General features: G+C 47.6%; 23 protein-coding genes and 1 other annotated feature. Of the genes, 17 read left to right on the top strand and 6 right to left on the bottom strand.

What is annotated here, in order from left to right:
- Positions 1-82: 82 nt before the first annotated feature.
- Entirely contained in the window at positions 83-607 is a 525-nt protein-coding gene (locus tag RB160_RS13920) for a gamma carbonic anhydrase (protein ID WP_316571033.1), read from the bottom strand.
- Between the two features lie 143 nt (positions 608-750).
- Between RB160_RS13920 and RB160_RS13915 the strand changes: the two genes are divergently transcribed.
- Positions 751-1,557 (top strand): alpha/beta hydrolase, encoded by an 807-nt coding sequence (locus RB160_RS13915; RefSeq protein ID WP_316571032.1) that lies wholly within the window; start codon positions 751-753, stop codon positions 1,555-1,557.
- Positions 1,558-1,681: 124 nt separating this feature from the next.
- Positions 1,682-2,752 (top strand): tetraprenyl-beta-curcumene synthase family protein, encoded by a 1,071-nt coding sequence (locus RB160_RS13910; protein WP_316571031.1) that lies wholly within the window; start codon positions 1,682-1,684, stop codon positions 2,750-2,752.
- Positions 2,753-2,796: 44 nt separating this feature from the next.
- Here RB160_RS13910 and mnmM read toward each other — a convergent pair whose 3' ends face one another.
- Positions 2,797-3,369: a tRNA 5-(aminomethyl)-2-thiouridylate-methyltransferase MnmM gene (gene mnmM, locus RB160_RS13905; protein ID WP_316571030.1), complete on the bottom strand. Its 573-nt coding sequence runs from the start codon at positions 3,367-3,369 to the stop codon at positions 2,797-2,799.
- A complete protein-coding gene (gene mnmL / locus RB160_RS13900) occupies positions 3,366-4,349 on the bottom strand; it encodes a tRNA modification radical SAM protein MnmL/YtqA (RefSeq protein WP_316571029.1) in 984 nt (327 codons plus the stop codon). The genes mnmM and mnmL overlap by 4 nt, the downstream gene beginning before the upstream one ends.
- Positions 4,350-4,613: 264 nt before the next feature.
- Here mnmL and RB160_RS13895 point away from each other — a divergent pair, with 264 nt between their 5' ends.
- The 11 genes from RB160_RS13895 (at position 4,614) to RB160_RS13845 (ending at position 15,963) form a co-directional block, all read left to right on the top strand.
- Positions 4,614-4,877: a YtzC family protein gene (locus tag RB160_RS13895; RefSeq protein ID WP_316571028.1), complete on the top strand. Its 264-nt coding sequence runs from the start codon at positions 4,614-4,616 to the stop codon at positions 4,875-4,877.
- Between the two features lie 14 nt (positions 4,878-4,891).
- A complete protein-coding gene (locus RB160_RS13890; RefSeq protein ID WP_115452627.1) occupies positions 4,892-5,068 on the top strand; it encodes a glycogen biosynthesis protein GlgD in 177 nt (58 codons plus the stop codon).
- A gap of 366 nt (positions 5,069-5,434) precedes the next feature.
- Complete coding sequence (locus RB160_RS13885; RefSeq protein ID WP_316571027.1) at positions 5,435-6,388, top strand: hypothetical protein; 954 nt, start codon at positions 5,435-5,437, stop codon at positions 6,386-6,388.
- 21 nt (positions 6,389-6,409) lie between these two features.
- On the top strand, positions 6,410-8,389 hold the full coding sequence (locus RB160_RS13880) for a heme lyase CcmF/NrfE family subunit (protein WP_316571026.1): 1,980 nt from the start codon (positions 6,410-6,412) through the stop codon (positions 8,387-8,389).
- Positions 8,386-8,862: a cytochrome c-type biogenesis protein CcmH gene (locus RB160_RS13875; protein ID WP_316571025.1), complete on the top strand. Its 477-nt coding sequence runs from the start codon at positions 8,386-8,388 to the stop codon at positions 8,860-8,862. The genes RB160_RS13880 and RB160_RS13875 overlap by 4 nt, the downstream gene beginning before the upstream one ends.
- A 16-nt stretch (positions 8,863-8,878) precedes the next feature.
- A complete protein-coding gene (locus tag RB160_RS13870; RefSeq protein WP_316571024.1) occupies positions 8,879-9,205 on the top strand; it encodes a hypothetical protein in 327 nt (108 codons plus the stop codon).
- Between the two features lie 98 nt (positions 9,206-9,303).
- Positions 9,304-9,816 carry a NapC/NirT family cytochrome c gene (locus RB160_RS13865; RefSeq protein ID WP_316571023.1) on the top strand — a complete coding sequence of 171 codons (513 nt, stop codon included), beginning with the start codon at positions 9,304-9,306 and terminating at the stop codon, positions 9,814-9,816.
- Positions 9,817-9,818: 2 nt separating this feature from the next.
- Complete coding sequence (locus RB160_RS13860) at positions 9,819-11,261, top strand: ammonia-forming cytochrome c nitrite reductase subunit c552 (protein ID WP_316571022.1); 1,443 nt, start codon at positions 9,819-9,821, stop codon at positions 11,259-11,261.
- Positions 11,262-11,479: 218 nt separating this feature from the next.
- The gene (locus RB160_RS13855; RefSeq protein WP_316571021.1) at positions 11,480-12,661 is read left to right on the top strand and encodes an MDR family MFS transporter; all 1,182 of its coding nucleotides are present in this window, start codon (positions 11,480-11,482) and stop codon (positions 12,659-12,661) included.
- A gap of 175 nt (positions 12,662-12,836) precedes the next feature.
- Positions 12,837-13,055, top strand: a binding site (T-box leader).
- 53 nt (positions 13,056-13,108) lie between these two features.
- Positions 13,109-15,520, top strand: coding sequence for a leucine--tRNA ligase (leuS, locus tag RB160_RS13850; RefSeq protein ID WP_316571072.1), 2,412 nt, complete (start codon positions 13,109-13,111; stop codon positions 15,518-15,520).
- Between the two features lie 128 nt (positions 15,521-15,648).
- A complete protein-coding gene (locus RB160_RS13845) occupies positions 15,649-15,963 on the top strand; it encodes a rhodanese-like domain-containing protein (protein ID WP_316571020.1) in 315 nt (104 codons plus the stop codon).
- A gap of 271 nt (positions 15,964-16,234) precedes the next feature.
- Here RB160_RS13845 and RB160_RS13840 read toward each other — a convergent pair whose 3' ends face one another.
- Positions 16,235-16,486 (bottom strand): alpha/beta-type small acid-soluble spore protein, encoded by a 252-nt coding sequence (locus RB160_RS13840; RefSeq protein WP_115452636.1) that lies wholly within the window; start codon positions 16,484-16,486, stop codon positions 16,235-16,237.
- A gap of 115 nt (positions 16,487-16,601) precedes the next feature.
- Here RB160_RS13840 and RB160_RS13835 point away from each other — a divergent pair, with 115 nt between their 5' ends.
- Entirely contained in the window at positions 16,602-16,784 is a 183-nt protein-coding gene (locus RB160_RS13835) for a sporulation protein Cse60 (RefSeq protein ID WP_316571019.1), read from the top strand.
- 64 nt (positions 16,785-16,848) lie between these two features.
- Here RB160_RS13835 and RB160_RS13830 read toward each other — a convergent pair whose 3' ends face one another.
- On the bottom strand, positions 16,849-18,120 hold the full coding sequence (locus RB160_RS13830; protein WP_316571018.1) for a BaiN/RdsA family NAD(P)/FAD-dependent oxidoreductase: 1,272 nt from the start codon (positions 18,118-18,120) through the stop codon (positions 16,849-16,851).
- Positions 18,121-18,376: 256 nt separating this feature from the next.
- On the opposite strand from RB160_RS13830, the gene RB160_RS13825 reads away from it, so the two are divergent.
- From RB160_RS13825 to RB160_RS13815, 3 genes are all read left to right on the top strand, one after another.
- Positions 18,377-19,981, top strand: coding sequence for a putative polysaccharide biosynthesis protein (locus RB160_RS13825; RefSeq protein WP_316571017.1), 1,605 nt, complete (start codon positions 18,377-18,379; stop codon positions 19,979-19,981).
- A gap of 71 nt (positions 19,982-20,052) precedes the next feature.
- Positions 20,053-20,769, top strand: a complete 717-nt coding sequence (locus tag RB160_RS13820) for a pseudouridine synthase (protein ID WP_316571016.1) — start codon at positions 20,053-20,055, stop codon at positions 20,767-20,769.
- A gap of 329 nt (positions 20,770-21,098) precedes the next feature.
- Positions 21,099-21,356, top strand: a complete 258-nt coding sequence (locus tag RB160_RS13815) for a hypothetical protein (protein WP_316571015.1) — start codon at positions 21,099-21,101, stop codon at positions 21,354-21,356.
- Between the two features lie 131 nt (positions 21,357-21,487).
- Here the strand turns inward: RB160_RS13815 and RB160_RS13810 are convergent, their stop codons facing one another.
- The gene (locus tag RB160_RS13810) at positions 21,488-21,703 is read right to left on the bottom strand and encodes a hypothetical protein (RefSeq protein WP_316571014.1); all 216 of its coding nucleotides are present in this window, start codon (positions 21,701-21,703) and stop codon (positions 21,488-21,490) included.
- Between the last annotated feature and the right edge of the window lie 4 nt (positions 21,704-21,707).

Genomic DNA, 21,707 nt, shown 5'->3' with positions numbered 1-21,707 from the left:
TTTTTAAAAAAGGAACTCCCGCTTCGTCAGGGGAGTTCCTTTCTGTTCATTTTCGGAAAAAAACCAGTCTTTCGGTTGGCATCTATTTCTGGTTTAAAGGTGTAAGGCTCTTGTAATACTGGGCTTTTTCGGCGTATTCTTTTGTAATCCTCTCCATTTCCTTAATGTCTTCCGCGTTTAGTTCCCGGACGACTTTTGCTGGCCTTCCGAGCGCCAGTGTACGGGGAGGGATTTTTTTGCCGGGCGGTACGAGGCTTCCCGCTCCAATAAAGGCGCCTTCTCCTATTTCAGCTTTGTCGAGGACGATGGATCCCATCCCGATTAGCGCGTTTTTTCGGACGATGCAGCTATGTAAGGTGCACTGATGGCCAATTGTCACTTCATCCTCGAGTATGAGCGGGTTGCCGGGGCTTTGATGAAGAACGGAATTGTCCTGAATATTGACTTTTTTGCCAATGATGGTAGGCGCGATATCGCCCCGGATGACCGTGTTGTACCAGACACTTGATTCCTGCCCGATTTCCACGTCTCCCGAAATCGTAACAAAATCGGCGATGAATGCGGTATCATCTATTTGCGGATACTTGCCCTTATACGGATAAATCATTGAATACTCCCCTTTATGTTTATCATTCACTGAAAGTGTACCGGATTTTGTTCCAAACTTGCAAAGCAAAATGGATATCACGTAGACATTTCTATGTTATAGTACTTTTAACGCTAGTTTTCGGTTGCTGGGAGGAAGGTTTTATGTGGAAATGGGAAGCAGACGGTGAAGCAAAGGCCGTCATCGTGATGGTGCACGGAGCCATGGAGCATCACCGCCGCTACGGGTGGCTGATTGAAATGTGGCGTTCGTCCGGGTTCCATGTAATCATGGGCGACCTTCCCGGCCAGGGGATGACTACCCGCGCAAACCGTGGCCATATAGATTCGTTTGATGAATATTTAACGGAAGTGAAGGATTGGGTTGAGGCAGCCTATATATACGGATTGCCGGTTTTCCTTCTAGGCCACAGCATGGGCGGATTGATTGCGGTCAGGCTGCTGCAGGAAGAAAAACTGACAATTGCCGGCGTGATTCTGTCGTCTCCATGCCTGGGGCTTGTCCATGAGCCGCCAAAGTTTATCAACTTCCTTTCTTATGGTTTGAACCTTGTGTTTCCTTCGCTCAGGATGAAATCGGGGATTACGGTTAAAATGGCGACGAGGAACAAGGAAGTCCAGGAATTTGATTTAAATGACACTCTATATGTAACCAAGGTTTCGGTAAGGTGGTACCGAGAACTTCAGGATTCGATGAAAGCAGCCTTCCATGAGCTTGGGCATATCCACGACGTACCTACGCTTGTCATGCAGGCAGGGGATGATTTGATTGTTAACAAAAAAGCGGTCAGGAGTTGGTTCAACCAAGCCCCGCTTTCAGAAAAACGGTTCAAGGAATGGCCGGGCTTCTACCATGAAATCTTCAATGAACCAGAGCGTGACAAGGTATTTGAATACTCCCGCGACTTTGTCCACGGCCAGCTGCGGGAAATCGGCTATGTAATTGATTAAAATACACAAAGTAAGCACGGGCGCCCATGAGGGATATCGGACCGGAAGAATGCCGTAAAGGGCAAAAACTTCCGTCCCGGCCTCTTTCAGGCGCCTCAGCTTTTTGAACTAGTAGGTGATAAGTATGGCAATTCCAATGAAACCGGCCAGTTTAATGGCCACAACTTACCGGAAGATTTTCCCGGCAGTTAAGGAAGAATTATCTTATTGGAGGAAAAGGGCCGAAGCCATTCCGAATCAGGAACTGCGGAAACAGGCTTTGGCAAGCATAGATACGAAAACATTCCATTGCGAAGGTGGTGCCATCCTCGGGCTCATCGCAAAAGAAGAGTATAAAAAGGCCATTTCGTTTATAGTCGCCTACCAGACAATCAGTGACTATCTCGACAATCTATGTGACAGGAGCACATCGCTTGACCCGGATGATTTCGCGAGCCTTCACGATGCAATGTTTGATGCGCTTATCCTGGGCGAACCGCACGGGGATTACTACAGCAAGCGTGAGGACAGGGATGATGGCGGCTATCTTGCAGAGCTTGTCGCAAAATGCAATTCAGTCCTTGCTTCAATGAAGAAGTATCCCGTTATCAAGGATCACCTTCTTGAATTGTGCGGCTTTTATTGCGAACTCCAAGTACATAAGCATGTTACCCCTGAAGAGAGGGAACCGCGCCTACAGGATTGGTTCGCACGGCATAAAACGCGGATGCCGGAGATGGAATGGTACGAGTTTTCGGCCTGCTCTGGCTCGACGCTTGGCATATTCTGCCTTGTCTCATATGCTCTAGGCAATGATTTTGGGAAGCAGGACGCTGAAAAGGTAATGAATGGCTATTTTCCGTATATCCAGGGGCTGCACATCCTCCTAGATTATTTAATCGACCAGGAGGAGGACCGCGCGGGGGGCGATTTGAATTTCTGTTTTTACTACAAAAACCAGGAAGTGCTCTTCAACAGACTGATGCATTTTATAGAAGAGGCCGACCGCCATACGGAAGGCCTGCCGAACCAGCGATTCCACAGGCTAATTAACCGGGGGCTGCTTGGGTTATACTTGTCCGACGAAAAGGTACGGAGGCAGGAAGGGGTTCGGAAGCTCGCGAAAGAAATCATTAAGTATGGCGGTCCAGTGAGCCGGTTTTTCTATGTAAACGGCATCGCTTACCGTTTTTTCCAAAAAGTCATGCCAAATTAATAAGAGGCATCCGCGAATTGTTTCATGCGGATGCCTCTTTTCTTTCACCGTTTCTCGATTGCGATTATAAAAGGTGGGTTGTTTTTTTGGTTGATGAACTTGTATTGAAGGACATGTGCCTCTTTTTGATCCAGCCCGTTTACGAATGAGAGCAGGCTGTCGCGTTCTTCTGCACCGCCTTCATGGCCGTGGTAGATGACGAGGACAATGATTCCGCCGGGAGCCATCATGCCGAGTAGCTGTTCAATCGCCGATATCGTTGTTTCAGGTTTTGTGACAATGCTTTTATCGCTTCCAGGCAGATAACCGAGATTAAAAATTGCTCCTTGCAGTTTCCCGTGATATTGGCTGGGAATGAGCTCCGCGGCCCGTTCATGGCCAGCATGGAAAAGTGTGGCCCTGCTTTCTGCGCCATTTTCGGCAAGCTTTCTCTTTGTCGCTTCCAACGCCTCGGCTTGGATGTCGAATGCAAAAACCATCCCATTCTCACCTGTGAGGAGGGTAAGGAAAAGTGTGTCATGGCCGTTTCCCATTGTCGCATCGACAGCGGCGCCGCCTTCCATGACCGCTTTTTCCAACAGGATCCTTGCAAAAGGAAGGACGCCATCAAGCTTCATTTCAAATACCCCCAATTTCCTCTAGAACCAATGCGGTTTTCGTAAAACCTCCCCTGCCAGCTGTCGCGCCGCTTCATTTCCGCATCGATTGCGTTCAGCACTTCCCATTTGTTGACGCTCCACATTGGCCCGATCATCAAATTGATTGGACCGTCACCGGTTATCCGGTGGACAATCATTTCAGGCGGCAAAAGCTCAAGCTGGTCACAGACTAGGTTCACATACTCATCAAACTTTAGAAATTCGAGAAGCCCTTTTTGATACTGCTTGACCATAGGGGTTCCTTTCAGGAGATGGAGCAGGTGGATTTTGATTCCCTGTACATCAAGCAATGCCACTTCTCGTGCTGTTTCAAGCATCATTTCTTTCGATTCAAGCGGCAAGCCGTTAATAATATGCGTGCAAATCCGGATATTGTGTTTGCGGAGCTTTGCGACGCCTTCTTTATAGCAGTTGTAATCGTGGGCCCGGTTGACGAGTTTGGCTGTCCGTTCATGGACTGTCTGGAGACCAAGCTCAACCCAAAGATAAGTTCGCTCGTTCAGTTCGGCGAGGTATTCGACGACATCATCGGGAAGGCAATCGGGGCGCGTCGCAATCGACAGCCCAACAACTCCTTCCTGATTAAGGACAGCCTCGAATTTTTCACGTAGCTCGGCAACAGGGGCGTGTGTATTCGTGAAAGCCTGGAAGTAGGCCATATACTTGCCATCTTTCCACTTCGTATGCATTTTTTCCTTGATCTCATTGAATTGGGTTTCGAGTTCATCCGCCCTCTTTCCGGCAAAATCCCCTGACCCCGCCGCGCTGCAAAATGTACAGCCGCCATGCGCGACCGTTCCATCCCGGTTGGGGCAGTCAAAGCCGCCATCGAGCGCCACCTTGAATACCTTGTGGCCAAATTGGCCTCGAAGGTGGTAATTCCACGTATGATATCGTTTATTGTCCATTGCATATGGAAAAGGCTTGGTTTGCGCCAAATCGCACACCTCATTTTTATTATTTGCAGCAATTTTTTTGCTATTTTTGCTTTCGGATTTTTCCGCCCGGACTGAAAAGTTTGATACACAACCTGAATTTTAACATGAACAGCTTCTTCAGGCTATTTCATTTCTTCCCACTAATTATCAGCGCGGAGCCGTGATAGCCAGCGGCATGGTGAACACACTAAGTATGAAGCTGCTTTTTGCAGGTTCCGGCTGGGTATGAAAACGGCCGCATCACCAATGTTAGGGGGGACTTCATTGGCAACCCGGCAATCAATCGAGGATTTCATTGGCAAATGCCAGCAGACAATTGAATTTGCCCAGGATCAATACAATCATACGGCAAGGCAGGAACATTACAATGCCGAGGGGTATACTGAAGCGCTTCAGGCCCTCGAAGATGCCTACAATGAAATGACTGTTCTCGCCTTGAGCGCTAACTCGCAGCAGCGAGAACGGCTGAACAGGATGAGGCTTCAGCTCCAGGGCATCCAGAATGACTTGATTCTTCAAAGGCATTAGGAGGGCGCGATTATATGAAAAAAAGATCAAAAAAGAATAATCCGGAACAAAAAACACGCAATGGCTACAACAGCCAGGATGTTGAAGTTGGAACAGACCTGGATTTGATTGACCGCGCAAAAAGGGCGTATGAAAAGACTGGCGGACAGCCAGTGAAATCGAAAATGCACGTTGAAAACAACAAGTATTAGCCACGATTGATGAAACTTCCTCCCAAGGCAGTGCCCGGATGGGTGCTGCCTTTTCAAGTAAATACCTTAAAGTTAAATTCCTCAAAGGCAAATCCCACTAGTGCCATTATTTTCGGATGTTCATAAAATCTCCACAATTTCCAAACCAAATAAACTGCCAAAAATCCTTTCCCAATCGGTGATTATTTCTTACTGGGAAACCCTTGAAAAATGCCGTTCACAATTTGGTTTATTTTTGTGATGTTGGTCACAGAATGGGGGATGGTTCCGTGGTTTAAATAAGGTAGCAAATCAGCGGAAAATCCTTTGTAATAGTCTAGTCTGTAAAGCGATTAAATGGTTTTCCCTTGAAAGGAAGAATGGACGATGGCCAAAAAAATACTCACATGTTTTCTATTGATGATTCTTATGATGCCCGCTACGGCACTTGGAGAAGAAAGGGAAACCGGGGTTTTGAAATTGGAGGAGCTCTCCATCCAGGTTATGCCTGAATTTGCAAAGCATCCGAATGACAAAGAAACGAAGAAGCCGCCCCTTCTAATTGGCTACCAGGGGAGCCTGATCAACGATTCCGCCAAGGCACAAAAAGGAAAAATAGAAATTCCGCTGCCTGGGAACGAGGATAACTTCCGAATTGGGTTTGTGGCCGATTATTCCAGCGACCTGTCACAAATGTTTGAAATCAACTATGAGCTTGATTTGAAAAAAGGGACGATTGCCTGGGAAACAAGCAGGGCAATCGAGCCAAATGACCAATATAAATTTGTGATCGAGTTTTATACCGATGCAATCAAGACAAAAGGCACTGAAAAGTTGCTCGATTATTCCTTTAAAAGCTTCGCCGACATCACGCTTGTCAACTTGACCGTACTTGAGCCGATGAATGCGGGCAATGTGAAGCTGGCCCCTGCGGCAACCGAAGCCCCGCATGAAAATCCGTACGGGCTGAAGATGCATACGTACCAAATAAAAGGGATGAAAGCGGGCGAAGAGAAAGAATTCACACTTTCCTATGACCGCAAAGAAACTAGGACGACGAATGAACTGCTTGAAGCTGCCGGAAAAACGGCCGCTCCAGCCAAGGCTGCACAAACGGAAAAAGTGCCGCTTGGCCTTACAATTGCCGGAATTAGCGCGGCAAGCCTGCTCGCCAGCGGGTTGCTCCTTCTTTTTTTGAAAAAGAAGCATGCTCAAGCTGCAACAGCATCTTTTGAGCCCGCAGCCGGAAACTTGAAAAAGGTGCAGCTTCGGAAAATGCTTGTCGATGGGACGATAACCGAAGCTGAATACGAAGAACTTCATAAAAAACTGAATCTGTAAAAATGAAAGGGGGCCGGCAGCATGTATATCGTTGGAAATTTATCATTAATCCTTGGAATCGTGCTGTCAGCCTATACTATTGCGGCAACAGTAAAAGGCATTAGGTCACAGAGCCTGCAGTGGCTCGGCAGCGCGAGGGGCGGAATTTTCGGGGTTTTCCTTGCATCTTTGTCCGCATCCGGCCTCCTCCTTTATTTCCTGGCAACTGGCCAGTACGAATATACGTATGTGGCTTCCTATACGAACGAGAGCCTTCCACTCATTTATAAGCTGTCCGCCTTTTGGGCTGGAAATGCTGGATCACTCTTGTTTTGGACTTTATTGCTAAGCATATACACAGGCATTATCGCCTTTTCAAAAAAAAGCAGCTATACGCCATATGTCCTTGCGGTACTCGCGATGAACCTACTCTTTTTCTTCGTCGTCCTATTGGCATTGGCCAACCCGTTTGAACAATCGGATACCATCCCTGCAGATGGAAACGGATTGAATCCAATGTTGCAAAATCCGGGGATGGTCGTCCATCCGGTCACACTCTACCTAGGCTATGTCGGACTGGCCATTCCGTTCGCGTTTGCGATGGCATCCCTGATGATAAGAAGAATGGATTCGGCCTGGTTAAGGCTGACGAGGAAATGGACCCTAGCCTCATGGATGTTTTTAACCGCGGGTAACCTGATCGGGGCCTGGTGGGCATATGTCGAGCTTGGCTGGGGCGGCTACTGGGCATGGGACCCGGTTGAAAACGCATCGTTTATGCCATGGCTTACCGTTTCTGCGCTGCTTCATTCAGTGATGATTCAGGAACGGAAAAATATGCTCATAAAGTGGAATCTGTTCCTGGTCATCCTCACGTACGGACTGACCTTATTCGGAACATTCCTCGTCCGAAGCGGCATCCTGACAAGTGTCCATGCCTTTGCCGATAGCAGCCTAGGTACATATTTTTTCATCTTCATGTCATTCATGGTCCTGTTCGCAGCCTACATGGTTGTCTCAAGGAACCGCCTTATCAATAACAAGAGTGTACCGGTCACGTCTTACTTTTCGAAGGAAAACAGCTTCCTTTTAAACAACTACATTTTGCTCGGGGCGGCCTTTGCGGTCTTTTGGGGAACCATCTTCCCGCTTGTTTCGGAAACTTTTTTAGGCCAGAAAATCAATACGGGCGCACCTTATTTTAACAAGGTCATGTCCCCGATCCTGTTGGCACTCATTTTACTTATGGCAGTATGTCCGGTCATCCCTTGGGAAAAAGCAAGCCTGTCCCGTTTCCTGAAGCAAATCCACTTGCCTCTGGGGCTATCCGTCCTATTCGCCGGCTTTCTGGCGGCAAGTGGGGTCAATGGTTTGTTCCCTGTTATCGGGATATCAGCTTGCATGTTCATGCTGGCAACCCATGCGATGGAAATCGTTCGGGCAGTCCGAGCACGGCGAAGGGCGACTTCCGAAAACGTAGCGGCAGCCTTGTTGAAACTATTTTCAAAAAACAGGCGCAGGTACGGGGGCTATATCGTCCATATCGGTGTCGGCGTCCTAGCTGTCGGCATCATTAGTTCCCAGGCCTACCCGCTCGAACTTATCAAAACGCTAAACAAGGGGGAAAGCTTCACAATCGGGAGTTATGAGCTAACCTTCAACAGCTTTAACAAAGTGAAAAAAACCGACAGGGACGTCATTTTTACGGAAATCGGAGTTGTGTACAAGGGGAAAAGGCTTGACCCGGTCCACCCAGAGAAAATCTATTATGACAACTGGGCGGAGCCATCGACCGAAGTGGCTGTAAAGTCCCGCTGGAATGAGGATTTATATGTTGTCCTCAGTTCATGGGAAACGAAAAACAAGATTACTGTCCTTGCAAGGGTGAATCCGTTCATCAGCTGGATTTGGACAGGAGGATATATAATGCTCGCTGGAATCTTAATAGCCTTATCGGGTGGAAGGCGGGCAGCTGGCACTGTCATTGTGCAGCATGTCACAAACAGGGAGGCGGCCCGATGATGAGGAGAGCGATTACTCTGCTGGCGGTATTCCTGGCGGCGCTTCCCGCGGCTGTGTTTGCTTCCTATTCGGAAAATTCCCCGGAGTTCAGGGAAGTGACAAGCCAGCTTAATATGGATGGCCATTCTGACCATGAAATTTCAACATGCAAAGTACGGAAAGCCTATAACAGTGAAGTGATTGACATGCTGAACAAGGGCATGGCGCCTGGGGATATCATCCGCTACTACACCGATGAACTCGGGCCGGGTGCGCTGAAGATTCCCGAGAAGGAAGGAAGCGGTCTGCTCGCCTGGCTCATGCCGGTTGCAGGACTGGCAGCCGGGGGAGCGATAGCGGTTACGGCCATTAAAAGGATAACAAACAGGAAAACGAAAAGGGACTCCATACGGGAACCCGGGAGTTCGCTAAGCGGCGGGGAATATGCAAGCCTCGAAGAAACGCTCGACAATGAGCGGAGGAAGTATTTTTAAAAAGGTGGTGGCAAGCTTGCTGTACATCATAATCGCCTGTTCGCTCCTTGTTGCGGCCTGCCTTTATCTTGTCCTCTCACCTTTTTTTGGGAGAGGCGTGCTTGCGGCAATAGCTGAAGCTGAAAAAGGCCTTGCGTTGAAACAAGTGTACGAATCCGTGAATGAACTTGAAATGGATGCACTTATGAACAAGATTTCGGCTGATGATTTTCATAGCTTGAAAGAGTCATACTACCGCCTTGCAGCAGAAACCATCAAGGAGAAGCACGAGGTGGATGACGATATCCGGGATGCGCTTCACTTAATCCGCTCAAAAGCTCGTACCACTGAAACCAGTCAGTAAGAATGAATTAGGCCAGGAACGCTGGAAGCAAAAACATGAACTTGATTAGAACACAAAGGTGTTTTAATAGATAAACATTTACCTGGGGAGGTGAAAGAATGTTTAAGAAACTTTTGGCGATTGATAAAAAAATACTGATTTTCGCCGCGCTCTTCGCGGGGATTGTCCTGTCTGCGGTAACGATGAAAACGCTGGCCTACACGGACTCGCCAAATTTCTGCCAGAGCTGCCACATCATGGACTCTGCGTACGGATCCTTTACGGATTCAACACATTCGACTTTATCCTGTAATGACTGCCACCTGCCGCATGATAATGTGGCGAAGAAGCTGGTATTCAAGGGCAAGGCCGGAATGGGGCATATGTACTTTAATACGCTTGGGAAGGATAAAATCCCGAACGTGCTCCATGCAACCGAAAAGACAGAGATGGTTGTCGAGCAAAACTGTATCACATGCCATGAAAGCACCCTGACGAACATCGAACACGATGCGAAGGAAAGCTGCACGACGTGCCACCGTACTGTGCCACACGGAAAGAATTTTAAAACAAAAGAATTCAATAAGCCGCCTAAATCCGGTGAGCTGCTTGAACATAAGGGAGGATTTTAAGGATGTCGAAGTTCCGATTCGGAGCCTACCTGATGGTATTGGCATTCATTCTGATCATAACGGGCTGCAGTTCCTCCAGTGAACAAGCAGCCGCCAAACCGAAAACATCAGGCCTATCAAAAGATGAAATCTCAAATGAAGCATTCAAGGATATGTTCCCGCTTCAATACAACAGCTACATGAAAAACGAAAAAATGGCGGATACGAAATACAGCGGTTCCGTCAAACGCTCCAAGTACGATCCGGACAAAGAGCCTTACCTGCCAATCCTTTTCAACGGGTATGGTTTCGCGACCGAGTATAACGAAGACCGGGGCCACGTCTACGCGCTCGAGGATGTGAAGAATGTCGCGAGGATTACAGATAAATCAGTTGGTTCCTGCTATACATGTAAATCGACTGCTGTTCCGAAAATGATTGAAGAAATGGGAGAAAAGTATTGGAGCGCCAATTTTAAAACAGAGATTTTCCCTATGGGCGAAAAAATGGGCCATTCCCCAATCGGCTGTTCCGACTGCCATGACCCACAGACCATGGACCTTCGTGTAACCCGCCCAAGCTTTGTAAAAGCAATGGAGCGGAAGGGAATCGATGTATCAAAAGCGACGAAAAATGATATGCGCAGTTATGTCTGCGGCCAGTGCCACGTCGAGTATTACTTTGATGCGACAAACAGCGAGGTAACTTTCCCGTGGGATAAGGGCTTCAAGCCTGAAGAAATGTATGAGTACTATTCTTCAATTGCCAAGGAAAAAGGGTTTGAAAAAGACTGGATCCACAATGTTTCCGGAACCCCGATGCTGAAGGCTCAGCACCCTGACTTTGAAACATTCATGGAAGGTACTCACGGAAAGGCAGGCGTAGCATGCGCGGACTGCCATATGCCATATGAGCGTGTTGACGGCAAGCGAAAGATTTCGTCACACTGGTGGACTTCCCCGCTTAAGACAATGAAATCTTCGTGCGGAACATGCCACGGCGACAGGGATATCGATAAGCTCGAAGCAAGGGTGATCGAGATTCAGGATACACACATGAAGCAATTGCATAAAGCAGAAGACGTTTCCATTAACGCCCATTACTATGTGAATAAAATGATCACAACTGGAGTTAAGTCGGATAAGGTCAAAGCTGCACAAGAGCATGTAAGGAAAGCCCAATGGTTCTGGGATATCGTCGCAGCCGAAAGCTCCGCTGGCTTCCATAACCCGCAAGGCTCAATGGATTCTTTAGCTGTTTCAATTGAGGAATCAAACCAGGCGATCCACATTGCAACCGAAGAGCTAGTTAAAAAGGGCGTCGACATCGATAAATTGAAAGAGGAAATCGAAAAGGCGAAAAAAGCTGTAACTGGCGAGAAGGATAACTTCAAGAAGAAAACCCATGCAATCAATGGGGAGTTCCCGGCACAGCAGCCGGCCGTTCCGCCAGCACCGAAAAAATAAGCTCGGACAGGAATTTCCGAATACCAATAGCTGTTAAAAAGCGCTGTAGCCTTTTGGTTGCAGTGCTTTTCTCTCATTTGGAATAAAAACCATTGCACAGTTTTGGGAAAAGGAATAGAATATCCTTTGTGTTTGAGATTGAGAAACAAATTTTTTTGGGAATTTGTCTGCGCTAAACGTGGCGCATGGCGCATTTCTTTTGAGATAGGAGAATCAAGATGCCGCGTTCATTATGGCTTTTAATCATCGGAATGGTCGTCAATGTCACAGGTTCATCCTTTCTCTGGCCTTTGAATGCAATCTATATCCATGACCATCTCGGTAAATCTTTAACCACCGCTGGCATAGTCCTTATGCTGAACTCCGCGGCGAGCGTTGCGGGAAACCTGGCGGGAGGAAGCTTGTTTGACCGGCTTGGCGGTTATAAAACGATTTTGCTAGGGATTGGCATAGCTTTGCTTTCATTGCTTGGATTGACTTTTTGGAACGACTTTACCCCTTATGTGATTTTCCTTACAATTTCGGGCTTTGGCGCGGGTATTATTTTTCCGGCAATGTACGCAATGTCGGGAGCTGTCTGGAAGGAAGGGGGAAGGCGCGCATTCAATGCGATTTATGTTGCGCAGAACCTTGGTGTAGCGATTGGCGCGGCACTCGGCGGATTTGTTGCAGATTTTTCCTTCCAGTTGATTTTTGTTGCAAACCTGTTCATGTATATCGTCTTTATGGCGATTGCATTTTTTGGCTATAAAAACTTAACCGACCGGGAAGGCGCTCAGACTTCTATTCTGCAGGAAAATCCCTCGGCTGGTATGAATAAAAAACTAAAAGCTCTGCTCATCCTCTGTATTGGCTACCTGCTGTGCTGGGTCGGATATGTCCAATGGCAGACAACAATCGCTTCCTATACACAGGAAATCAATATAACGCTTACCCAATACAGTTTGCTCTGGACAGTGAACGGTGCGATGATTGTGCTCGGCCAGCCAGTTCTGAACGGCTTTTTGAGACGGTTTGGCAGGTCGCTTAAAACACAGATGGTGCTCGGCATGCTTATATTTGTTGTGGCATTCATCGTAGCCGCCAATTCAGGGAGCTTTTCCGGATTTATGGCGGGGATGATTATTTTAACAGCAGGTGAAATGCTCATTTGGCCAGCGGTTCCGACAATTGCCAGTGAACTTGCGCCTCGGGGCCGTGAAGGCTTTTACCAGGGAATTGTCAACAGCACGGCCACCGGCGGCAGAATGATTGGACCGGTTCTAGGCGGAATGCTGGTTGACCTGTACGGCATGTCCATGCTGTTTATGATCCTGATCGGCCTGTTTATCGTTTCAATTGGGACGACAGTCGTCTATGACCGCGGCATTAAGGGAAAAAAGCAGCCGGTTCGTGCATAAAGAGAGTCCCGCGCCTTTTTGGAGCGGGATTCTTTTGTTCGCCTATAAAATTTCCAGTTTAGAAACAGGGGTTGCATCAGCAAAACGATGGTGGAAAACTCCGCTAAAGCACATTTTAAACCGGGTAGCTTGCATCCCACGGCAAATTTTAATAAAATAGCACTATGTAAATAGTTCAATGACTGTGAAAAGGAATAGTAGTGATTCCGTCCCGCCATTAGAGAGCTGGCGGTTGGTGCAAGCCGGCCGGGACCATCATGAACTCGCCTTTGAGTCGCAGGCGTGAAGTAACAGTAGTGCCTGCCGTTTTCCGCGTTAAGGATGAATGAAGCGAGTGTTTTTCACACTAATGTGGGTGGTACCGCGGGAAGATACATATCCTCTCGTCCCTGTTTATGGGATGGGAGTTTTTTATTTTTGGAAAAAAGATTTAGGGAGGAAATTGAGATGAGCTTCAACCACAGACAAATTGAAAAGAAGTGGCAGACGAAGTGGGAGACAGAAAAAACATTTAAAACGGGCGAGGAGAAGGGCAAGCCGAAATTTTACGCGCTTGACATGTTCCCTTATCCTTCGGGTGCGGGCCTCCACGTTGGCCACCCGGAAGGCTATACAGCGACTGACATCCTTTCCCGCATGAAACGGATGCAGGGTTATAATGTCCTTCATCCGATGGGGTGGGATGCATTCGGACTCCCTGCCGAGCAATACGCGCTTGATACAGGGAATGACCCGGCAGAATTCACCGAGAGGAACATAAACACCTTCCGCCGCCAAATTAAAGAATTAGGCTTTTCATACGATTGGGACCGTGAAATCAATACAACAGATCCCGATTATTACAAATGGACACAATGGATTTTCCTAAAGTTATACGAACATGGCCTTGCCTATATCGACGAAGTATCGGTTAACTGGTGCCCGGCGCTTGGGACCGTCCTTGCGAATGAAGAAGTCATCGACGGCAAGAGCGAGCGCGGAGGCCATCCGGTCGAACGCCGACCGATGAAGCAGTGGGTGCTGAAGATTACCGCTTACGCAGACCGGCTCTTGGAGGACCTTGAAGAGCTTGATTGGCCGGAAAGCCTGAAGGATATGCAGCGCAATTGGATTGGCCGCTCTGAAGGTGCTGAAGTCACTTTTAACATTAAAGGGCATGACGGCACATTTACGGTGTTCACAACGCGTCCTGACACGCTTTTTGGTGCGACGTATGCGGTACTTGCGCCAGAGCACGCGCTTGTTGAAAAGATTACCACTGCGGAACAAAAGGAAGCAGTCGATGCGTATCTTGAAAAAATCAAAAGCAAGAGCGACCTTGAACGGACCGACCTTGCAAAAGAAAAGACCGGTGTCTTCACCGGCGCTTATGCGATCAATCCGGCGAACGGCGAAGAGATGCCGATCTGGATTGCGGATTACGTCCTTGCGAGCTATGGGACTGGCGCAATCATGGCGGTACCTGCGCATGACGAGCGCGACTATGAATTCGCGAAGCAATTCGGCCTGCCGATCGTCGAAGTCGTAGCTGGCGGGGATATTGAAAAAGAAGCGTATACAGGCGATGGCACGCATGTAAATTCCGGCTTCCTCGATGGTTTAAATAAGGAAGACGCGATACGTGACATGATTGCCTGGCTTGAAGAGAAAGGCATCGGCACGAGAAAGATAACTTATCGCCTTCGTGACTGGCTATTCAGCCGCCAGAGATACTGGGGAGAGCCGATTCCGATCATCCATTGGGAGGACGGCACAAGCACGGCTGTTCCAGAAGACCAGCTGCCGCTTGTTTTGCCAAAAACAACCGACATTAAACCATCGGGAACAGGCGAATCACCGCTTGCCAATATCGAAGACTGGGTAAACGTTGTCGATCCAGAAACAGGCAAGAAAGGCCGCCGCGAAACGAATACAATGCCGCAATGGGGCGGAAGCTGTTGGTACTATCTCCGCTATATCGATCCGAGGAATGATAACCATCTGGCGGACCCTGAAAAACTGAAAGAATGGCTCCCTGTCGACATTTATATCGGTGGCGCCGAGCATGCGGTATTACACCTGCTCTACGCCCGATTCTGGCACAAGTTCCTATACGATATTGGCGTCGTGCCTACGAAAGAACCGTTCCAGAAGCTGTTCAACCAGGGTATGATCCTTGGCGAAAACAATGAGAAAATGAGCAAATCTAAAGGGAATGTCGTTAACCCGGACCATATCGTTGAAAGCCACGGGGCAGACACATTGAGGCTCTACGAAATGTTTATGGGACCACTAGATGCTTCCGTTGCGTGGTCGACGAACGGCCTTGACGGCGCGCGCAGGTTCCTTGACCGTGTATGGCGTCTGTTCATCGAGTCGGATGGCGCAGTTTCCGCGAAAATCAAGGAAGGCGCGAAGGCGGAAAACCTTGAGAGGGTCTACCACCAGACAGTTAAGAAGGTTACCGAGGATTATGAAGGCCTTCGCTTCAATGTCGCTATTTCCCAATTGATGGTGTTTATTAATGAAGCGTATAAATCCGATGTTCTTCCAAAGGAATACATGGAGGGCTTCGTAAAACTTCTTTCCCCGGTTGCGCCGCACGTCTGTGAGGAACTATGGGAAAAGCTTGGCCATACAGATACGGTATCGTATGAGCCGTGGCCAACATTTGATGAGACTAAGCTTGTTGAAGACGAAGTGGAAATCGTTGTCCAAATCAATGGCAAGATGAAGAAAAAGCTGATGGTTCCATCCGATGCGACGAGAGAAGTGATGGAAGAGCTTGCGATGAAGGAAATCAGTGCTGAGCTCGAGGGTAAAACCGTCCGTAAGGTAATCGCCGTACCAGGTAAGCTTGTCAACGTTGTCGCGAATTAACAATATTCCAATTTGCCTGGTAGCCGTAATGGTGGCTGAAAAAACAGGTTTATGGGAAACTATAGTATGAAAACCATTCATAGCATCCCCCGGAATCCGGGGGATGTTTTTGACAAAGGGGTGCAATCATGGAACCAATTAAAACAATTTCGACGGAAGAGCTGAAGAAGAAGATTGAGGTTGGAGAGAAGCTTGAACTAATCGATGTCAGGGAAGACGAGGAAGTTGTATACGGTATGGTCCCAGGCGCGAAGCATATCAAAATGGGGGAAATTCCTGCGCGCCTCGAGGAGCTGGACAAAAACAAGGAATATATCGTCATTTGCCGATCAGGCGGCCGAAGCATGAACGTTTGCCACTACTTGCAGCAGCAGGGCTACAAGGTCATCAACATGGAAGGCGGCATGCTCGAGTGGGAAGGCGACGTTGAAGTGAATGGATAATTGACTAATCTTTTAGGTGCATTAGACGCTTCTATTAAAAAATGCTTTTCTCGGTTGATGTAGAAAAGCATTTTTTATTTAGCGTTCCGGTAACTTTTCGGAATTCCGATGGGTATGGCGTCCAAAGTTACTTAATGTCTGGACAGCAAGGTGAATTTTTCAATGGTTGTTTGTCCAAAGCTGCCCGAAGTTTGGACAGCAAAGTGAATTTTCAAGGGATGTATGTCCAAAGCTTCCTGATGTTTGGACAAGTTCCCGGGTGCCCCAACTTCTATTTCTTTTTCAAATTCTCCTGCGCCATGCGGACGAGTTCCTTGACCATGCTCCCGCCAAGCCTTCCGCCAACTTTCCCAGCGTCCTCAGCAGCAAGCCTGCCGTTATAGCCATGTTGAAGCGGGACGCCGACCTCTTTCGCTGCTTCATATTTGGCGTCTTCTGGACGGTTGGCGCCCACCACTTTTGCTTTCAATTCATCTAGTCCCTTTCTTGCTTCGGGGACAAGGATTTTGTTTCGTCTAGCCATTATGCCAGCCTCCTTTTTAAGCTTATTTTTCCGCAAAAAACAAACCTTATCCATCGCCATTTGTTAAAAATTTGGAATTTTGGCAAAACTGGTGAAAAAAGAGGGAGGAAGCACAATGATACAGGTGAAACTTTTTGATAAAGAGCATGAAGCCGATCTTGAAACCGATATGAATAATTTCCTGAAAGGGCTCGACGAAAAAAAACTGCTTGATATTAAATACAATGTCGCAGCCCTCCAGGAAGACGAGGATGAACAAATTTACTGCTTCTCGGCTATGGTCATCTATAGGGCTTGACCATATAAGCGCAAAGGAGCTCCCACGGCATACAGGTATGGCTTGGGAGCTCCTTTTTTTATAATCATTGGCTGCCAACTGCGTATTCGGCGGCGCTGCGTCCGGCAAGCCTGCCGGTCACAAAAGCGGCGGTAATATTGTAGCCTCCTGTATATCCATGTATATCAAGAATTTCCCCGCAAAAATAGAGCCCAGCCATTTTTTTCGATGCCATTGTCTGCGGCTCGATTTCCTTTACGGAAACGCCTCCTCCGGTAACGAATGCTTTTTCAAGCGGGAGGGTGCCGTTCACATTGAACGTAAACTGCTTGCACAGCCCGCAGAATGTGCGGATTTTCTCATGCGAAACCTCCGTGCCTTGCGCGCCGGCGTCTATCCCCGATCTTTCAAGCAAAAAGAGCAAATACCGTTCAGGCAAAAAGCCTTTCAGTAAATTTTTCATGCTCTTTTTCGGCTCTGTCTTAATAAGCTTCATAATTTCCTGGAAAAGCGCTTCGCCGTTTTGATCCGGCAGAGCATCGATTTGCATCGCCACTTCTTTTAAGTTCCATTTCTTCATTGCTTTGACAACGAATTGGCTACAGCGCAGTACCGCGGGGCCGCTTACCCCGAAATGGGTAAATAGCATGTCCATCCGGTGGGTAATGAGCGGTTTTCCTTTCGGATTGAGCACACTTACGGCAACGCCGCGCAGCGACAGCCCTTGAAGGATTTTATTTTTAATAAAAGACTCTTTGGACGTTACCGGCACTTCGGTCGGAAAAAGCTCGGCAATCTTGTGGCCAGCCTTTTCAGCCCAGGCATACCCGTCACCCGTCGATCCGGTATGGGGGACTGATTTCCCGCCGACAGCGACAACTATCGCATCTGCCTCCACTTCGGAGCCGTTTGCAAGCAGTACTCCCTTCACACGGCCGTCTTCAAATTTCAGGTCTTTAACCGGCGTGTTTGTATACGTTTTTACGTGCAATTCTTCCAGTTTTCCAAGGAGGGCGTCGACAACGGACTGGGCTTTGTCGGTAACCGGAAACATGCGCCCATGGTCCTCTTCCTTTAGCTGGATTCCTAGCTTTTCAAAAAAAGCGATGATATCCTCATTGCTGAAAATTGAAAATCCGCTGTACAAAAACCGGCCGTTGCCGGGAATATGTTTAATGATTTCGTCAACAGGGAGCCGATTTGTTACATTGCAGCGGCCTCCGCCGGAAATGGCAAGCTTTCGGCCAAGCTTGTCGCCCTTGTCAATCAACAGGACACGCGCACCTTTCTCTCCAGCCGCGGCCGCAGCCATCAACCCGGATGGCCCACCGCCAATCACGATGACATCATATTTCATAAAAAACACCAACTTTTTTAGTCATGATATGTGGTAAACTTGTTTTCTTATTATATACATTGAAGGGCTCCAATGAAAAGGCAGGCCCATGCATTGAAATATAATGAGTGGCAGTGGCGCATTGGGGAAAAGAAAGGTACACTACTAATTAGCGTGCCTATATAATTGGCGCAGGAAGCGCAAAAATTACAAGTTAATGTGACTGCGAACCTGCTATTAGAAAGATCTATGTATTTCTTATGTGAGAAGGGATTATATGTCGTCATCCAAATTAATCAGGGGAACATTTATATTAACGCTTGGAACTATCATTTCCAAGATGCTAGGACTTTTCTATGTCATTCCTTTTACCAGAATAGTGGGATATCAGGGAACACTGCTTTACCAGTATTCCTATATCCCTTATACAATTTTCATCAGCATAGCCACAGCGGGCATCCCGCTCGCAGTTTCTAAATTTATTGCTAAGTATAATGCAATGGAAGAATACGCGGTTGGCCGGAAGCTTTTCAAATCAGGACTAGTTGTCATGATGTGTTCGGGTATCGTTGCCTTCCTTATTCTTTACTTTACTGCACCACTACTTTCAACGGGGAGAGATTTGCCTGCTGAGGATATCACATCGGTTATCAGGGCTGTTTCCTTTGCATTGATTATTGTCCCGTTTATGAGCATGATCAGAGGTTTTTTCCAGGGACACCAATCGATGGGGCCATCCGCGGTTTCCCAGGTTGTTGAGCAAATTGTCAGGATTGTTTTCGTTATTGCAGGCGCGTATATCATCCTGAAATTCCTTGACGGAAATACGGTTGATGCTGTACGCGCGGCGACGTTTGCCGCATTTATCGGCGCGGTCGGCGGGCTTATCGTCCTCGGCTGGTACTGGGTGAAAAGGAAGCCGGGCCTTGATGAACTTCTTGAGAAAGATAAAGGGACTGTTGATATTTCCCTAAAGGAAATGTATAAGGAAATTTTGATTTACGCAGCGCCTTTTGTCCTGGTCGGGATTGCCAATCCGCTTTTCCAGTTCATTGATCAAATCACCTTTGAGCGCGCCATGGTTTCAATCGGATTTAGCAAGGGTGACGCGGGAGATGCGTTTTCAATCCTGAATTTCCAATCGCACAAGTTGGTCATTATTCCAGTTGCGCTTGCGACAGCTTTTTCACTTACGCTCGTTCCTAGTATCACCAAAGCGTTTGTGGAGAATGACCGGAAGAGCCTGAACAGTCAGTTGAACCAGACATTCCAGGTGCTTCTGTTCTTGACATTGCCGGCAGCGGCGGGTTTATCTCTGCTTGCCGAGCCCTTCTATACGGTTTTTTACGGTCATTTGGACCTTGGGACGGAAGTACTGCGGATGTATGCGCCTGTCGCCATTCTTTTTGCCCTTTATTCCGTTACCGCGGCAATCCTACAGGGGATTAATGAACAGAAATGGACTGTCCTTAGCCTGCTGACCGGCCTGCTTGTAAAATTAGCCCTCAATATTCCGTTAATTAAGCTATTTGAAACGGACGGAGCCATTTTGGCGACGACTCTAGGCTATGTCGCTGCCATTGCGATTAACTTGGTTGTCATTAAAATATTCTCCAAGTACAAATTCAGGCTTGTGGTGCGACGCAGCCTATTGATTGTTATATTTGGCGGATTGATGCTTGCCGCCGCGGCAGGAGTGTACAAGCTTTTAACTGGGTTCCTGTCGCCCGCTTCCGAGTTGCAGTCATTGATTCTAATCCTTGTCAGCGCGCTTGCCGGCGGGGTTGTATACTTCTACCTTTCGTTTAAGACACGGCTTATCTATTTCCTGTTCGGGGACAAGGTGGACAGGCTGCTGGGCAAGCTTAAACTGAGGGCCTAGTGTATGAGACGCCTGCCTGGTGGGTGGGCGTTTTTTTAAGAAAAAAATGGCCATAAAAAGGAGGGGACGATTTGAGAATTGATAAAATGCTTGCCAATCTTGGCTTCGGGAGCCGGAAGGAAGTTAAGAAGCTTTTGAAGGATGGAGCCGTGACGGTGAATGACAAGGCGGTGAAGGATCCGAAGCAGCATGTGGATCCGGAGAAAGATGTTGTTATGCTGAACGGGTCTGTGATTGAATATAAGGAGTTTGTGTATTTGATGATGAACAAGCCACCTGGGGTCCTGTCGGCGACGGAAGACACGCGGGATGAGACGGTTATTGATTTGCTCGAATTAGAAGACCAGGTGTATGAGCCGTTTCCGGTCGGCAGGCTTGATAAGGATACAGAGGGCCTGCTGCTGATTACGAACGACGGGCAGCTTGCACACAGGTTGCTGTCTCCTAAGAAGCATGTACCAAAAACGTATTTCGCGGTCATTGAAGGTGAGGTGACCGAAGCGGATGCGGAGGCGTTCCGAAAGGGCGTAACGCTTGATGATGGGTACCATACGAAGCCAGGCGAGTTGAAAATACTGAAGTCTGGGTTGATGTCGGATATCGAGCTGACGATTACGGAAGGAAAGTTCCATCAGGTGAAGAGGATGTTCCAGGCAGTAGGAAAGCGGGTCGTGTACTTGAAGCGGCTGACGATGGGGCCGTTGAAGCTTGATGAAACGCTGGAGCTCGGTGAGTACCGGGAGCTCACAGATGAAGAGATTGAGATGCTGATGGAGTATCAGCCATGAAAGCGCGGCCGGGGAAGGATGACTTCCGCCGGCTGTTTTTTTTTGCTCTTTTGGTGTCTGGTGGATGGCTGTAAACAACTTAAATAGGTTGGGAGTAAGCACGAAATTAGATTGGTTCCACGGAAAGAAGCGACAAAGATTGAGGCAAAATCCGAAAAGGTGTCGCACAAATTTGTTTGAGCGACAAAGATTCGCCGAAAAACCTAAAAGGTGTCGCACAAATTTGTTTGAGCGACAAAGATTCGCCGAAAAACCTAAAAGGTGTCGCACAAATTCGTTTGAGCGACAAAGATTTGGCCAAAAGCTGAAAAGGTGTCGCACAAATTTGTTTGAACGACAAAGATTCGTCGAAAATCCAAAAAGGTGTCGCACAAATTCGTTTGAGCGACAAAGATTCGCCGAAAAATCTAAAAGGTGTCGCACAAATTTGTTTGAACGACAAAGAATTGCCGAAAAGCCGAAAAGGTGTCGCACAAATTCGTTTGAGCGACAAAGAATTTCCGAAAATCGGAAAAGGTGTCGCACAAATTCGTTTGAACGACAAAGATTGGGGCAAAGCCGAAAAGGTGTCACTCAAATCAGGATGAGCGACAAAGATTTGGGTAAAAGCCATATATTTTCGATAAAACAGGAAATCTATATATTGTCCTCCTAGTAACTAATGAAGCGCGATTTCCGCCCCCTCGCCTTACTCATTTAAACCTATTTTTCCCTTTGTTCATTTTTGATTATTTTTCAGGTATTCCCGGTAAACATAATCGGCATTTTTTGTGTATGTCCATTTGCTAATGAACATGGCACAAAACAGAGATACGCCCATTATGATTAATGACCATTTATATAATCCAATAAAAAACAATGCAAATCCACCAACCAGGCTGACAATAAGGAACATCAGCAATATATTCATAACTTTTTCTTTCTTTTTCTCCATTAGC

Source organism: Neobacillus sp. YIM B06451, assembly GCF_032667185.1.
Taxonomy (GTDB): domain Bacteria; phylum Bacillota; class Bacilli; order Bacillales; family Cytobacillaceae; genus Bacillus_D.
Note: the sequence above shows the minus strand (reverse complement) of the source record. Positions and strands in the feature narration are given on the sequence as shown.

Bases quoted from the DNA above. Each gene is read 5' to 3' on its own strand.
- RB160_RS13920 (WP_316571033.1), bottom strand. From the start codon at position 607: ATGATTTATCCGTATAAGGGCAAGTATCCGCAAATAGATGATACCGCA.
- RB160_RS13915 (WP_316571032.1), top strand. From the start codon at position 751: ATGTGGAAATGGGAAGCAGACGGTGAAGCAAAGGCCGTCATCGTGATG.
- RB160_RS13910 (WP_316571031.1), top strand. From the start codon at position 1,682: ATGGCAATTCCAATGAAACCGGCCAGTTTAATGGCCACAACTTACCGG.
- mnmM (WP_316571030.1), bottom strand. From the start codon at position 3,369: ATGAAGCTTGATGGCGTCCTTCCTTTTGCAAGGATCCTGTTGGAAAAA.
- RB160_RS13890 (WP_115452627.1), top strand. From the start codon at position 4,892: ATGAAAAAAAGATCAAAAAAGAATAATCCGGAACAAAAAACACGCAAT.
- RB160_RS13885 (WP_316571027.1), top strand. From the start codon at position 5,435: ATGGCCAAAAAAATACTCACATGTTTTCTATTGATGATTCTTATGATG.
- RB160_RS13880 (WP_316571026.1), top strand. From the start codon at position 6,410: ATGTATATCGTTGGAAATTTATCATTAATCCTTGGAATCGTGCTGTCA.
- RB160_RS13875 (WP_316571025.1), top strand. From the start codon at position 8,386: ATGATGAGGAGAGCGATTACTCTGCTGGCGGTATTCCTGGCGGCGCTT.
- RB160_RS13865 (WP_316571023.1), top strand. From the start codon at position 9,304: ATGTTTAAGAAACTTTTGGCGATTGATAAAAAAATACTGATTTTCGCC.
- RB160_RS13860 (WP_316571022.1), top strand. From the start codon at position 9,819: ATGTCGAAGTTCCGATTCGGAGCCTACCTGATGGTATTGGCATTCATT.
- RB160_RS13855 (WP_316571021.1), top strand. From the start codon at position 11,480: ATGCCGCGTTCATTATGGCTTTTAATCATCGGAATGGTCGTCAATGTC.
- leuS (WP_316571072.1), top strand. From the start codon at position 13,109: ATGAGCTTCAACCACAGACAAATTGAAAAGAAGTGGCAGACGAAGTGG.
- RB160_RS13845 (WP_316571020.1), top strand. From the start codon at position 15,649: ATGGAACCAATTAAAACAATTTCGACGGAAGAGCTGAAGAAGAAGATT.
- RB160_RS13840 (WP_115452636.1), bottom strand. From the start codon at position 16,486: ATGGCTAGACGAAACAAAATCCTTGTCCCCGAAGCAAGAAAGGGACTA.
- RB160_RS13835 (WP_316571019.1), top strand. From the start codon at position 16,602: ATGATACAGGTGAAACTTTTTGATAAAGAGCATGAAGCCGATCTTGAA.
- RB160_RS13830 (WP_316571018.1), bottom strand. From the start codon at position 18,120: ATGAAATATGATGTCATCGTGATTGGCGGTGGGCCATCCGGGTTGATG.
- RB160_RS13825 (WP_316571017.1), top strand. From the start codon at position 18,377: ATGTCGTCATCCAAATTAATCAGGGGAACATTTATATTAACGCTTGGA.
- RB160_RS13810 (WP_316571014.1), bottom strand. From the start codon at position 21,703: ATGGAGAAAAAGAAAGAAAAAGTTATGAATATATTGCTGATGTTCCTT.